Here is a 13,553-nt window from a genome sequence, read left to right on the forward strand (position 1 = left end):
GCGGTGTGCCTACAGCCTGCGCAGGCGCTCTATGGCCGCGCGCAGCGTCTCGTCCTTCTTGGCAAAGCAAAAGCGCACCACACGCTGGTCAAAGGCGTCCGCGTAGAAGGCCGACAGCGGTATGGCGGCGACGCCGATCTCGCGCGTGAGCCATTGGCAGAAATCGGCCTCGCCCAGGTCGCTGACGGCGGAAATGTCCACGCACTGGAAATAGCTGCCGCTGCTGGGCAACAGTCTCAGGCGCGAGCCGGCCAGGCCGGCGCGGAACAGGTCGCGCTTGGCCTGGTAGAAGGCGGGCAGTTGCAGGTAGGGCGCGGGGTCCTTCAGATACTCGGCCAGGCCGTGCTGCATGGGGGTGTTGACGGTGAACACGTTGAACTGGTGCACCTTGCGCAGCTCCGCCGTCATGCTCGCGGGCGCGGCCACCGTGCCCACCTTCCAGCCCGTCACGTGAAAGGTCTTGCCGAAGCTCGAGACGATGAAGGCGCGCTCGGCCAGGCCGGGAAAGCGCGCCGCGCTCTGGTGCTCGGCGCCGTCGAAGACCATGTGCTCGTAGACCTCGTCGCTGATGAGCAGCACATTGGTCGGCGCCAGCAGCTCCTCGAGCTCGCGCATCTCCTCGGCCGACCAGATGGTGGCACTGGGGTTGTGCGGGCTGTTGATGATCAAGAGGCGCGTGCGCGGCGTGATGGCGGCGGCGATCCTCGCGAAGTCGGGCCTGAAGCTGCCCGGCGTGAGCGCCACGCGCACGGCCACACCGCCGGCGAGCTCGATGTTGGGCACGTAGCTGTCGTAGCAGGGATCGAGCACGATGACCTCGTCGCCCGGATGCACGCAGGCGAGTATGGCCGTGAGGATGGCCTGGGTGGCCCCGGCCGTGATGGTGATTTCGGCCTCCGGGTCGTACCGGCGCGCGTGCATTGCTTCAATTTTGGAAGCGACTGCCTGGCGCAGGGCGGGCACGCCGGCCATGGGCGGGTATTGGTTGTGACCCGCCTGCATGGCGTGCGTGACGGCGTTCACGAGCCGTGGGTCACAGTCGAAGTCCGGAAAGCCCTGGCCCAGGTTGACGGCCCGGTGTTCGAGCGCCAGCGCCGACATGACGCTGAAGATGGTGGTGCCCACCTGGGGCAGGCGGCTCGGAAATGCAGGTGTGCTCATAGCTCGTAGTCGTTGACATGGCCGGTCATGGCGCGGGCGATGAGGTCGCGGCTCAGGCGGTCGCTGAGCAGCTCGGCAAACTTGTAGACGAAGTTGCGCAGATAGGCGCCGCGCTTGAAGGCCACGCGCGCCACGTTCTGGCCGAACAGATGGCCCAGGGGGCGTACCACCAGGTCCCCGATCGGGTCCTCGCGCATGGCCATTTCGGCGACGATGCCCACGCCCAGACCCAGGCGCACATAGGTCTTGATGACGTCGGAATCGATGGCCTCGAGCACGATGCGCGGCTGCAGCTTGCGCGTGGCAAAGGCCTGGTCGATCTTGCCGCGGCCCGTGAACGAGGGGTGGTAGGTGATCAGCGATTCGTGCGCGATGTCCTCCAGCCCTATGCGCTCCTTCTGCGCCAGCGCGTGGCCGGGGGGGAGCACGAGCACATGCTGCCATTCGTAGCAGGGCAGGGTGACGAGGTCCGGGTAGTCGGCCAGCGACTCCGTGGCCATGCCGATCTCGACCACCTCGTCGATGACCATGCGCGCCACCTCGTGCGGCGTGGCCTGGTGCAGGCTGATGTTGACCTTGGGATAGGCCTCGCGCAGCCTGGCCACGGGCAGTGGAAGCACATAGCGCGCCTGGGTGTGCGTGGTCGCAATGCCCAGGGTGCCGCTGTCCTGCGCGCTGTACTGCTCGCCGATGCGCTTGAGGTTGCCCACCTCGCGCATGATGAGTTCTATGCTTCTGAGCACATGCTGGCCGGGTTCGGTGATGCGCTTGAGGCGCTTGCCGTGGCGCGCGAAGATGTCCACGCCCAGTTCGTCTTCCAGTTCGATGATGGCCTTGGAGACGCCCGGCTGCGAGGTGTGCAGCGCCTTGGCGGCCTCCGTCAGATTGAGGTTGCGGCGTGCGGCCTCCTGGACGAAGCGGAACTGGTGCAGGTTCATGTCTTATGACGCTTAAGAAGTCGCGTCATTATGACGTCATTCGTATAACGATGCGGTGGCAATCTCGGCCATCAGCGCGATGAGGCGGTCGTCCTCGCCAATGGGCGGCTGCAGGCGCAATGTGATCTGTGGATGTGCCGCCGCCAGCGCTGCCACCTGCCGCGGCAGGTCGTCGCGCACATGGCGGCCGGCGCCCAGGAACAGGGGCACGATGCCGATATGCCGCGCGCCCTGCGCCACCAGACCATCGAGTGCCGTGCCCAGGTCGGGGCCGCACAGCTCCAGGTAGGCGCAGCGCACGGCCAGATCGGGCTGCCGGGCCTGGATGCGCGCCGCAACGGCCTCCATGGGGCGGCGCCAGAGTGGGTCGCGCGAGCCATGGGCCAATAAAATGATAGCTGCTTGCGCTTTATCCATAAGCCTTGGAGCCCAAAAACGCTTGAAATGCTGCTAGCGCCGCAGCACCAGCCATCCGAACGCGGCCAGAGACAGCAGGGAGTAGATCAGGCCCGGAGCCGCCGCCGTGAGCCAGGGTGACCAGTTCTGCAGGTTGCCGGCAAAGCCGAAGACGTTGTTGAGCAGAAAGAAGCTGATGCCGGCCATGACGCCCGTGAACACATAGCCGGCGATGCCGCCCGAGCGGAAATGCAGGTAGGCGAAGGGCAGGGACAGCACCACCATCACCAGGCAGCTCAGGGGGTAGAACACCTTGCGCCAGAACTCGATCTCATAGCGCTGCGCGGACTGGCCATTGGCCTCCAGGTGGCGGATGTAGTGGAACAGGTCGATCGTGGCCATCTTGTCGGGCTTGAGCACGGATGCGGCGACCATGTCGGCGCTGATGCGCGTGGGCCATTGCATGCTTGGCTCTCGAACGCGGGTCACGCCGATGTCGCCATTGGCCCGCTGGTCGAAGACCGTGCGCTGGACCTGCTGCAGGTCCCAGGCGTCTTCGGCGAACTGCGCCTGCTCGGCCGACGTGGTGGATGCCACGCGGCCTCGGGCATCGAACTCGAAGATCTGTACGCCGCGCATCTGGCCGTCGGCGTCGATGGCGCGCACGTTCACTGCAAAGGAATGGTCGCCCTGGCGCTCCTTGAGCCAGGCGCCGGTGGCGCCGGTGCTGATCTGGCCCTGGCTGCGCGCGCGGATCAGCGCGGCCGTGCGCTCGGTGGCCGGTGCCAGGTAGTCGCCCACGGCAATCGTGAGGACGACGAAGGCACAGCCGAGCACCAGCAGCGTGCTCAGCGCCCGCCATGGCCCCAGCCCACTGGTGCGCATGATGGTGAATTCCGAACTCTGCGCCAGCCGTGCCATGACGAAGATCGTGCCGATCAGCACGGAGATGGGCAGCAGCTCATACAGATGCTGGGGCAGGCCCAGCGCGACGGACAACAGGGCCTGGGTCAGTGGATAGGCCAGGCCTGTACGGCCGGTCCAGCGCAGCTCGTCCACCAGATCGAAGAAGAAGAACAGCGCCAGAAACGCGAGCGTGACAAAGGCCACGCTGACGATGACCTCGCGGTAGATGAGGCGGCGGATGGTGTTCACGCGACCTCCTTGTGCCGCAGGAGCGCGCGCAGCGACCAGTGGTTGTGCCGCGCCGCCACCAGCAGCAGCGCAAGCGCCAGCGCGCCGCCATGAAGCCCCAGCAGGAAGGTGAGCATGCCCACGCGGCCCGTTCCCACCCAGGCCTGACCGACGGTCATGAGGTTGTAGTACACCATGAACGCAAACAGGGCCATCATCAGGCCGCCGCTGCGGTGCGCGCGCGGATTGACGATGGCGACGGCCAGGCCCAGCACGACGAAGTTGAGTGCGGCCAGGGGCATGCCTATGCGCCAGCCCAGTTCGGCGCGGGACTGGGCCTGCGGGTCGCGGGCCAGATCCCAGGTGTCGCGAATCTTCACGCTGTTTGAATCCATGCCACCGTCCGGGTGACTGTCGAGCAGCGTGCCGTACTCGGCAAACTCGCTGATGCGCAGGCCATGCCCGTCCTGCATGGCTTCCTCCAGGCGCTGGCCATTGCTCAGCAGCACCATGCGCTCGCCATTGCGCACCTCCAGGCGCGCGCTCTGCGCGGACGTGACGGTCTCGCGCTGCTTCTCGCGCGTGACGATGAAGACGTTGTTGGCCGCATTCGCGGTGGGTGAGTCCTTGTCGATGAAGAACACGCGCGAGCCGTTGGACGACTCCTGAAACTCCCCGGGCGCGACACGATCGACGTCGCTGCGCTGCTCATACTGCGTTCTGAGCTCCTGGATCTGGCGATTGGCCCAGGGCCAGATCGCGAGCGACAGCGCCGCAATGGCGAGCATGACCGGCCAGGAAAAGCGCAGCAGCGGCGCCAGCAGGCTCAGCAGGCCGCGGCCCGCGGAGAACCAGATGGCCATCTCGCTGTCGCGGTACATGCGCGAGAGCGTCCCGACGATGGTGACGAACAGGCTCAGGCCGAGAATCGTGGGAAGCTGGCCCAGCACCGTGAAGCCCATCACGAGCATCACGTCCGCCGGTGCCACGTTGCCGCGCGCGGCCTGCCCCAGCGTGCGGATGAGCATCATGGTCATGACCACCGTGATCAGCACCACCAGGGTCGCGCCAAAGCTGCGGGCCAGCTCTTTGCGAATGGATGAATCGAATAACATTGGTAACGGGCCTGAGGCTGCTGTTGCGCGGGTACGCAAGAGCGCATGGCTCGCTCTGGAAAGAAAACGCCGATTATGAACTTCGAACTGAAGACGCTTTCGCTCGCCGCGGCGGCATCGCACAAATGTGATTTGCTGGTGCTGCTGGTGCCCGAAGGCCTTGCGCCGCAGGCCGACGCCCTGTCCCAACTCGTCGCCAGCGCAATCAAGGATGGAGACCTCGAGACCAAGCCCGGCAAGCAGCTGTCGCTGTATGCGCCGCACGGCATTGCCGCGCGCCGGGTGGTGCTGCTCGGATGCGGCAAGGGCGGCGCGCATGCCGTGCGCCAGGCGGTGCAGGCCCTGGGCGCTACCCTGAAGAGCGCGGCCATCAAGCGCGCCGCGTTGGTGTTCTGCATGGAACCCGAAGTGGGCGCCGTGGGCGCCGCCGTGCGTGCGATGGCCGACGCGAGCTATGTCTACACCGCCACCAAGCCCAAGGCCGAACCGCGTGCGCTGTCGCGCGTGACGGTGGGAGTCGCTGACGCGGCCGCGGCGCGCGCAGAGTTCGCTACCGCGGCGGCCCTGGTCACCGGCATCGAATACGCGCGCGACTGGGCCAACCGCCCGGCCAACCACGCCACCCCCACATTGATCGGCGATGCGGCCAAGGCGCTGGCCAGGCATGCGGGCATCCAGTGCAAGCTGCATGGGCCGGCGCAGGTGGCCAAGTGGGGCATGGGCGCCTTTCTCGCCGTGGCCCAGGGCTCGGACCAGCCGCTGCGCTTCATCGAACTCCGGTACGACGGCGCGCCGCGCACGCAGGCGCCCGTGGTGCTGGTGGGCAAGGGCATCACCTTCGACACCGGAGGCATCTCGCTCAAGCCCGCAGCCGAGATGGACGAAATGAAGTTCGACATGGGCGGCGCCGCGAGCGTGCTCGGGGTGTTCCGGGCGCTCGCCGAACTCAGGCCCGCCGTCAACGTCGTGGGCCTGATTCCTGCCTGCGAGAACATGCCCGACGGCAGGGCCGTCAAACCCGGCGACGTGGTGACGAGCATGAGCGGCCAGACCATAGAGATACTGAACACCGACGCCGAGGGGCGCCTCGTGCTCTGCGATGCGCTGACCTACGCCGCGCGCTTCAAGCCGCAGGCCCTGATCGACATTGCCACCTTGACGGGCGCCTGTGTCGTGGCGCTGGGCGCGCTGCGCAGCGGCTTGTTTGCATCCGACGACGAGCTCGCCGCACGCCTTCAGGCGGCCGGCGACGCGGCGCTCGACCCCTGCTGGCGCATGCCCCTCGACGACGACTATGCCGATGGGCTCAAGAGCAATTTTGCCGACGTGGCAAACGTTGCCGGGCGCGCAGGCGGCGCCATCACAGCTGCCAAGTTTCTGCAGCGCTTTGTCGGTGACCTGCCCTGGGCGCATCTGGACATCGCGGGCACGGCATGGAAGGGCGGCGCGGCCAAGGGGGCGACGGGGCGTCCGGTTGGCCTGCTGCTGCACTACCTGCTCGACGTTGCGGCCACGAGCGGCAGCCGGCGCAAGGCGGCGGCGCCCAGGCGCGCGCGTGCGGTGTGATGGCCAGGCAGGGAGCCGCGCGTTCATGACCGAGGTGGCATTTCACTTCAATGCGCCCGACAAGCTCGCCTATGTCTGCCGGTTTGCGCGCAAGGCGTTGCGCCAGGATGCACGCGTGGTGATCACGGGAAGCGGGCCCGATCTGCAACGCCTCGATCGCATGCTGTGGGCCATGAGGCCCGTCGACTTCGTCGCGCATTGCGCGGACGGCGCCGACGATCAGCTGCGTGAGCTCAGCCCGGTGTTGCTCACGACGGATCCTGCTTCCACCAGCCTGTGTGACGTGCTCGTGAATGTGGGTGACGCGGTGCCCGCAGGCTTTGAGCGTTATGCCCGCCTGGTCGAGGTGGTGAGTCAGGCCGATGAAGGCGACAGGGCCCGGGCCAGAGCGCGCTGGCGCCACTATGCCGAGCAGGGCTACGCGATCGTTCGTCACGACCTGGTCCTGAAGGAGGGGTAGTCCATGAGCACACCGCCTCGGCTTCCGCCGCGATTCGTGCCCACGCTCACCGATGTGGTCCATCTGCCGGAAGGGGCGCAGTCGCCCGCTCCCCGGGATGTGGGCGGGGCCGCGCCGCAGGGCGTTGCCGCACCAACAGTGCCGGTCGTGCCGGTTGTCGCGCCATCTGACCGGGGCTGGTCGGACGGCGCGCTTCCCGACGGCATCGAGGAATACGTGGTGCACAGGCTCATGCAGCGCGTCGATCTGGTGCTGGACCAGCAGCTGCGCGAGGCCATCGCCGCGGTGGTGCAGGAGCAGACGCGCTCCATCGTCGTGCGTTTGCGCGAAGAGGTGGAATCCGTGGTCCGCCATGCCGTGTACGAGGCCGTCGCGCAGGAGCTCAGAGAGGACGGCGCACGGGATGCAAGCCGTTGACCGGGTATGTCCCTGTGGTGTTTTCGGCTTTCTTGCGTGATTCCTGGTCGGACTGACCAAAAATTGCGATATGTTTCTTCGTGTTGGACAGTTCAGAAGATCCAGCGTCTTAAATCATCGGAGAACCAAATGCAATTGAAGTTGAAACTGACCGTCGCTGCCGCAATCGCAGCGGTTGCCGGCATCGCAGGCGCCCAGGACGTCACGGTGGTGCGGATCGGTAACGTCGCTCCCATGTCCGGTCCTCAGGCGCATTACGGCAAGGACATCGAGAACGGCGTGCGCATGGCGATCGACGACATGAACGCGCAGGGCGTGGTGATCGGCGGCAAGAAGGTCAAGCTGGAACTGCTCAACGAAGACGACGCATCCGACCCCAAGCAGGGCACGGCGGCCGCGCAGAAGCTGTGCGATGCCAAGGTGGCCGGCGTGGTGGGACACCTCAATTCCGGGACGACCATCCCCGCATCCAAGGTCTACAACGACTGCGGCATTCCCCATGTGACGGGCGCCGCCACCAACCCGAACCTGACCAAGCCCGGCTACAAGACGACCTTCCGCATCATCGCCAATGACAACGCGCTGGGCGTGGGCCTGGCGGTCTACGCGGCCGAGACGCTCAAGCTCAAGAGCGTGGCCGTCATCGACGACCGCACGGCCTACGGCCAGGGCGTGGCCAACGTGTTCAAGCGCGCGGCCGCCGAAAAGGGCATCAAGGTCGTCGACGAGCAGTTCACCACGGACAAGGCCACGGACTTCATGGCCATTCTCACGGCCATCAAGGCCAAGAACCCCGATGGCATCTTCTTCGGCGGCATGGATCCCCAGGCCGGCCCCATGCTGCGCCAGATGGAGCAGCTGGGCCTGTCCAACGTCAAGTACTTCGGTGGCGACGGCATTTGCACCACCGAGCTGCCCAAGCTCTCTGCGGGCGCCAAGACGATTGGCAACGTCATCTGTGCAGAAGGCGGCGCTTCGCTGGCCAAGATGCCCGGCGGCCTGGAGTGGAAGAAGCGCTACGACGCCAAGTACCCCGGCCAGTTCGTGCTCTACAGCCCCTACAAGTACGATGCCACCATGCTGCTCGTCGACGCCATGAAGCGCGCAGGTTCCTGGGACCCCAAGGTGTACATCCCCGAACTGCTCAAGTCCAACTACAAGGGCGTGACGGCCAACATCAAGTTCGAGCCCAATGGCGAGCTGGTGAACCCCGCGATCACGCTCTATGTGTACAAGGATGGCAAGAAGGTGCCGATGAACTGATCGGTTGCCGCGCAACCAGTACAGGAAAGGGCTTCGACGAAGCCCTTTTTTCGTTCCTGGCGCTGGCGGGGACTACCGCCTCACCTGGAGTGCTCCCGGGTTGACCACGTTGGTGGGCGTGCCCTTGATGTAGTTGACCACGTTGTCGAAAGCCGCGCCAAAGTACAGCTCGTAGCTGTCTTGTTCGACATAGCCGATATGGGGCGTGCAAATGCAGTTCTCCAGGCGCAGCAGCGCGTGGCCCTGCAGGATGGGCTCGCTTTCGAAGACATCGATGGCCGCCATGCCCGGCCGCCCTCGATTGAGCGCGGCGAGCAATGCATCGGTTTCCAGGAGCTCGGCGCGCGAGGTGTTCACGAACAGCGCCGTGGGCTTCATGCGGGACAGGTCTTCCAGTGTGATCATGCCGCGCGTCTCGTCGGTGAGCCGCAGGTGAATGGACACGATGTCGCACTGCGAGAAGAAATCTGCGCGCGTGCTCGCTGCCTGCAGTCCATCCGTGAGCGCCTGCGCGCGGGATGCTTCACGACCCCAGACCTTGACGTTCATGCCAAACGCGCGGCCGTAGCTCGCCACGATCTGGCCGATTCGCCCATAGCCCCAGATGCCCAGCGTCTTGCCGCGCAGCACGCTGCCCAGGCCGAAGTTGGGGGGCATGGATGCAGCGCGCAGCCCCGACTGTTGCCACGCACCATGCTTGAGGTTGGAGATGTACTGGGGCAGGCGCCGCATGGCCGCCATGATCAGCGCCCAGGTCAGCTCGGCCGGAGCCACGGGGGAACTCACGCCATCGGTGACGGCAATGCCGCGCTCGGTGCAGGCCGCGATGTCGATGTGAGGGCCGACACGGCCCGTCTGGGCAATCAGCTTGAGTCGCGGCAGCTTGTCCACGAGCTGGCGCGTGATGTGCGTGCGGTCGCGGTTCAGGACAATGATGTCTGCGTCACGCAAGCGCACCGACAACTGGCCAAGTCCCTTGACATTGTTGGTATAGACCTTGGCGGAGTAGGGATCGAGCCGTTCCGCGCAATGCAGCTTGCGCACGGCGTCCTGGTAGTCGTCGAGTATTACGATGTTCATTGTCGAATCCATCCGGGCTGTGCTTTCAGTGCGAGGGAGCACCCCTTGGCCCTTGGATGCTGAAGTGCAAGAAATGGCATTGACCGAAGAGGTCGATTGTCGTTGATCGCGGCAGCGTCACGGGTCCGGTGGCGCCCGATCCCGGCGAACTGCGACACAAGCTTACATATTGCCCGCGAATCCCTGCCGTGCAGACATGTTCGGGTACGTGGCCTCTACAGGTGCTGCGCGTAGTGGCGTGGGCTGTGGCGCGGCATGCCGTGCATGCCCGATCGGCAGCGCCAAAGTCGTTAAGCTGTCAGGTATGGCACACATCAGCTTATGTCCTCCCTACACGCCGGCCAGTCAGGTGGTGCGGCAGTTGCGCGACCGCGGCTATGCCGTTCTGCAGCCCGAGGACACGGCAGCCTGGGCCGGCTGTGATCTGGCCCGACTGCAGGACCTGGCGCCGGACTGGGACGACCTGTCCCCCGACGAGTTCCTGAAGGACGGCGGTCGCTACCGGCGCAGGCGGCATTCGTGCTTCATCGTCGAAGACGGGCAGGTGGAGCAGGTGCCCCACCGTGCGCATTGGCAGCCCTTGCAGTACAACGCCCTGCATGGCGGCATGCGGCGCTGGTTTGCGCCCATGCATGAAGAGACCGTGCAGGCGCCGGTGTGGGCGCAGTTGCTGAAGGCCGTTGCGGCGCTGTCGCAGCAGGTGCTGGCCGACAGGCCCGAGCGCTGGTTCATCGAGGCGCACCAGTTCCGGATCGATACCCAGGGTGGCATCGGACGGCCGACACCCGAGGGGGCGCATCGTGATGGTGTCGATCTGGTGGCGGTGTTCCTCGTCGGTCGCCATGGGATCAAGGGTGGTGAGACCCGCATCTTCGAGGCGAACGGGCCCAACGGACAGCGGTTCACGCTCGCCGAGCCCTGGTCCGTCATGCTGCTCGACGATGTGCGCATGATCCACGAAACCACGCCCGTGCAGCCCGATGGAGTGCAGCATGGCTGGCGGGACACGCTGGTGCTCACATGCCGGCGCGGCGGTTTCCTCGAAGATGCATCCGACAATTGATTCGCATCAAGAATAGGGGCGTCGTCTGACGCCACACTGTGAGTAGCACCGGGTCAATGGCCTGTCATCCGTTTCTGTTTCTACAAGGAGGTTCCATGTTCAAGCACATCCTGATTCCCGTCGATGGTTCGGAAACGTCCATGAGGGCCGTTGCCAAGGCGGCGGCCCTTGCCAAGGCGTTCGGCAGTGCGGTGACCACGCTGTATGTCATCGATCCCTATCCGTTCACGGGCGTGGGGGCCGATTTCGCCTACGGTCAGGCCCAGTACCTGAGCGCGGCCACCGCCGAGGCGAACGCTGCACTGGATGCAGCCAAGTCCGCCATCACCCAGGCGGGGGTGACGGATGTGAGCACCATGGTGGGCGAGGGCCACGCCGTGCACGATGGCATTCAGCGCGCGGTGGAGAGCACTGGGGCCGACCTCATCGTCATCGGCTCGCATGGCCGGCGCGGCCTGGAGAAGCTCGTGCTGGGCAGTGTGACCCAGAAGGTGCTGAGCGTCGCGCGTGTGCCCGTGCTGGTCGTGCGCGAATAAACCGCGCTTTGGCACGAACGACAACGGCTCCCGCGGGAGCCGTTGTTGCGAGGGGCTGACCGGTCTTGTTCGGCCCTACTCGATCTTGGCGCCGGAGGCCTCGACGATGGCCTTCCACTGCTGATACTCGGACTTGAGCTGGCTGGTCAGTTGCGCCGGCGTCATGGCCTGGGGCTCGGCGCCCTGGGCCTGGATGGCGGCCTTGACATCGTCCTTGGCGAGCAGCTTGTTGACCTCGCTGTTGAGGATGTTGACCACGGCCGCGGGTGTGCCCGCGGGGGCGAACACGCCATACCAGGTGCTCACGTCAAAGCCCTTGAAGCCCGACTCGGCCACCGTCGGCACGTCGGGCAGCGAGGAACTGCGCCTGGCCGATGTGACGGCCAGCGGGCGCAGCTTGCCGGCCTTGATCTGGCCCATGGCCGAGGGCACGGACGACACCAGCAGCTCGACGTTGCCGGCCAGCGCGTCCATGAGCGCGGGGTTGGAGCCCTTGTAGGGCACATGGCTGAGCCGGATGCCCGCGGCCTTCTCGAACAGGTCGCCGGCGAGGTGGATGGAAGTGCCGTTGCCCGGCGAGCCATAGGTGATGGCGCCCGGAGCCGCCTTGGCCGCGGCCACCACGTCGGCCAGCGTCTTGTATTTGGAGTTGACGCTGGTGGCAATCAGCACGGGCGTCCAGGCCACATGGGCCACGGCCGTCAGGTCGCGGGTCGGGTCCCAGGGCAGGTTCTTGTACAGCCATGGGCCGATGACCAGGTTGTCCTTCTGGCCCATGACCAGGTCATAGCCCGTGGGGGCAGCCTTGGTGGCCTCGGTGATGCCTATGGTGCCGCCGGCGCCGGGTTTGTTGTCGGCGACCACGGTCCATTGATTGGCCTCGGTGAGCTTGGCCGCCACGAGGCGCGCGAGGATGTCCGTGCCGCCGCCGGGAGGGAAGGGCACGATCATGCGAATGGGCTTGTTCGGATAGCTGCCTGCGGCTGGGGCGCCTTGGGCGTAAACGCCGGCACTGCCCAGCGTGCAGGCCAGGGCGGCGAGGGAAAGAAGATGTCTGCGATGCATGGATGAACCGGTGAAGTGGGTCAGGAAGGTGCGGGCGCAGCCGCAGCCGCTGCGGCTGCGGCTGCGCCTGTTGCTTACATGCGCTCGAAGATCGCGGCGATGCCCTGGCCGCCGCCTATGCACATGGTCACCAGCGCGTAGCGGCCCTGGATGCGCTGCAGCTCATACAGCGCCTTGACGGTGATCAGCGCGCCCGTGGCGCCGATGGGGTGACCCAGCGAGATGCCCGAGCCATTCGGGTTGACCTTGGCCGGGTCGGCGCCCAGGCCCTTGGTGACGGCGCAGGCCTGGGCGGCAAAGGCCTCGTTGGCCTCGATGACGTCCATCTGGTCGATGGTCATGCCCAGCTTCTTCAGCAGCATCTGCGTGGCCGGCACCGGGCCAATGCCCATGGTCTTGGGCTCGACGCCCGCGTGCGCGTAGCCCACCAGGCGCGCGAGCGGCTTGGCGCCGCGGGCCTTGGCGACGCCGGCCTCCATCAGCAGCACGGCGGCGGCCGCGTCATTGATGCCGCTGGCGTTGCCGGCCGTGACGGTGCCGTTTTCCTTGACGAACACGGGCTTCATCTTCTGGAAGTCCTCCAGCTTGGCACCGGGGCGGAAATGCTCGTCCTTGTCGAACGCCACCTCGCCCTTGCGGCTCTTGAGCATGACCGGGACGATCTGGTCCTTGAAGCGGCCCTCGGCCCAGGCGACCTCGGCGCGGCGGTGGCTCTCGAGCGCCAGCGCGTCCTGCTCCTCGCGCGTGATGCCATGCTCGGCGGCCACGTTCTCGGCCGTCACGCCCATGTGGATGGTGTGGAAGGGGTCGTGCAGCGCACCCACCATCATGTCCACCATCTTGGTGTCACCCATGCGGGCGCCAAAGCGTGTGGCGAGACTCGCGTAGGGTGCGCGGCTCATGTTCTCGGCACCGGCGCCGATGGCGATGTCGCAGTCGCCCAGCAAAATGGCCTGGCTGGCGCTGACGATGGCCTGCAGGCCCGAGCCGCACAGGCGGTTGACGTTCATGGCCGGGGTTTCCTTGGCGCAGCCACCGTTGATGGCCGCCACGCGCGAGAGGTACATGTCGCGCGGCTCGGTGTTGACGACATGGCCGAAGACCACATGGCCCACGTCCTTGCCGTCCACGTTGGCGCGCGCCAGCGCCTCCTTGACCACCAGCGCCCCCAGATCGACGGTGGGGGTGTCCTTCAGGCTGCCGCCAAAACCTCCGATGGCGGTGCGCACACCGCTGACGACTACAACTTCACGGCTCATGGTTATCTCCTATGGTAGGTGGTTTAAGGGAAATCGGGCTCCAGCGCCCAATGGGTGGGCGTTGGCAGCTATGAAACATGTAGTGGCAGGCGATGTTTTC

At 66.1% G+C, this 13,553-nt stretch carries 14 protein-coding genes; 6 read left to right on the top strand and 8 right to left on the bottom strand.

Annotated elements, in window-relative coordinates:
- Nucleotides 1–9: 9 nt before the first annotated feature.
- Genes ABUE11_RS07695 through lptF form a run of 5 tightly spaced genes read right to left on the bottom strand, consistent with a single transcriptional unit; the run spans nucleotide 10 to nucleotide 4,744 of the window.
- Entirely contained in the window at nucleotides 10–1,161 is a 1,152-nt protein-coding gene (locus ABUE11_RS07695; RefSeq protein ID WP_367068463.1) for a pyridoxal phosphate-dependent aminotransferase, read from the bottom strand.
- Nucleotides 1,158–2,099 (bottom strand): CysB family HTH-type transcriptional regulator, encoded by a 942-nt coding sequence (locus tag ABUE11_RS07700; protein ID WP_367068464.1) that lies wholly within the window; start codon nucleotides 2,097–2,099, stop codon nucleotides 1,158–1,160. The genes ABUE11_RS07695 and ABUE11_RS07700 overlap by 4 nt, the downstream gene beginning before the upstream one ends.
- 36 nt (nucleotides 2,100–2,135) lie before the next feature.
- Nucleotides 2,136–2,516, bottom strand: coding sequence for a CbiX/SirB N-terminal domain-containing protein (locus ABUE11_RS07705; RefSeq protein WP_367068465.1), 381 nt, complete (start codon nucleotides 2,514–2,516; stop codon nucleotides 2,136–2,138).
- Between the two features lie 33 nt (nucleotides 2,517–2,549).
- Nucleotides 2,550–3,650, bottom strand: coding sequence for an LPS export ABC transporter permease LptG (gene lptG / locus ABUE11_RS07710; RefSeq protein ID WP_367068466.1), 1,101 nt, complete (start codon nucleotides 3,648–3,650; stop codon nucleotides 2,550–2,552).
- On the bottom strand, nucleotides 3,647–4,744 hold the full coding sequence (gene lptF / locus ABUE11_RS07715) for an LPS export ABC transporter permease LptF (protein ID WP_367068467.1): 1,098 nt from the start codon (nucleotides 4,742–4,744) through the stop codon (nucleotides 3,647–3,649). The genes lptG and lptF overlap by 4 nt, the downstream gene beginning before the upstream one ends.
- A 75-nt stretch (nucleotides 4,745–4,819) precedes the next feature.
- On the opposite strand from lptF, the gene ABUE11_RS07720 reads away from it, so the two are divergent.
- From ABUE11_RS07720 to ABUE11_RS07735, 4 genes are all read left to right on the top strand, one after another.
- On the top strand, nucleotides 4,820–6,310 hold the full coding sequence (locus ABUE11_RS07720) for a leucyl aminopeptidase (protein ID WP_367068468.1): 1,491 nt from the start codon (nucleotides 4,820–4,822) through the stop codon (nucleotides 6,308–6,310).
- 25 nt (nucleotides 6,311–6,335) lie between these two features.
- A complete protein-coding gene (locus ABUE11_RS07725) occupies nucleotides 6,336–6,770 on the top strand; it encodes a DNA polymerase III subunit chi (RefSeq protein WP_367068469.1) in 435 nt (144 codons plus the stop codon).
- Nucleotides 6,771–6,773: 3 nt separating this feature from the next.
- Complete coding sequence (locus tag ABUE11_RS07730; protein WP_367068470.1) at nucleotides 6,774–7,187, top strand: hypothetical protein; 414 nt, start codon at nucleotides 6,774–6,776, stop codon at nucleotides 7,185–7,187.
- Nucleotides 7,188–7,316: 129 nt separating this feature from the next.
- Nucleotides 7,317–8,450, top strand: a complete 1,134-nt coding sequence (locus ABUE11_RS07735) for a branched-chain amino acid ABC transporter substrate-binding protein (protein WP_367068471.1) — start codon at nucleotides 7,317–7,319, stop codon at nucleotides 8,448–8,450.
- Nucleotides 8,451–8,522: 72 nt separating this feature from the next.
- Here ABUE11_RS07735 and ABUE11_RS07740 read toward each other — a convergent pair whose 3' ends face one another.
- A complete protein-coding gene (locus ABUE11_RS07740; RefSeq protein WP_367068472.1) occupies nucleotides 8,523–9,530 on the bottom strand; it encodes a D-2-hydroxyacid dehydrogenase family protein in 1,008 nt (335 codons plus the stop codon).
- Nucleotides 9,531–9,834: 304 nt separating this feature from the next.
- On the opposite strand from ABUE11_RS07740, the gene ABUE11_RS07745 reads away from it, so the two are divergent.
- Together ABUE11_RS07745 and ABUE11_RS07750 are read left to right on the top strand one after the other, a co-directional pair.
- The gene (locus tag ABUE11_RS07745; protein ID WP_367068473.1) at nucleotides 9,835–10,593 is read left to right on the top strand and encodes a 2OG-Fe dioxygenase family protein; all 759 of its coding nucleotides are present in this window, start codon (nucleotides 9,835–9,837) and stop codon (nucleotides 10,591–10,593) included.
- Between the two features lie 95 nt (nucleotides 10,594–10,688).
- Nucleotides 10,689–11,129 (top strand): universal stress protein, encoded by a 441-nt coding sequence (locus ABUE11_RS07750; protein WP_367068474.1) that lies wholly within the window; start codon nucleotides 10,689–10,691, stop codon nucleotides 11,127–11,129.
- A 75-nt stretch (nucleotides 11,130–11,204) separates the two neighbouring features.
- On the opposite strand, the gene ABUE11_RS07755 is transcribed toward ABUE11_RS07750, so the two are convergent.
- Together ABUE11_RS07755 and bktB are read right to left on the bottom strand one after the other, a co-directional pair.
- Nucleotides 11,205–12,194, bottom strand: coding sequence for a tripartite tricarboxylate transporter substrate binding protein (locus tag ABUE11_RS07755; RefSeq protein ID WP_367068475.1), 990 nt, complete (start codon nucleotides 12,192–12,194; stop codon nucleotides 11,205–11,207).
- Nucleotides 12,195–12,268: 74 nt separating this feature from the next.
- The gene (gene bktB, locus ABUE11_RS07760; RefSeq protein ID WP_367068476.1) at nucleotides 12,269–13,453 is read right to left on the bottom strand and encodes a beta-ketothiolase BktB; all 1,185 of its coding nucleotides are present in this window, start codon (nucleotides 13,451–13,453) and stop codon (nucleotides 12,269–12,271) included.
- Between the last annotated feature and the right edge of the window lie 100 nt (nucleotides 13,454–13,553).

The sequence above is a fragment of the Oryzisolibacter sp. LB2S genome, from assembly GCF_040732315.1.
GTDB lineage: Bacteria > Pseudomonadota > Gammaproteobacteria > Burkholderiales > Burkholderiaceae_C > Alicycliphilus > Alicycliphilus soli.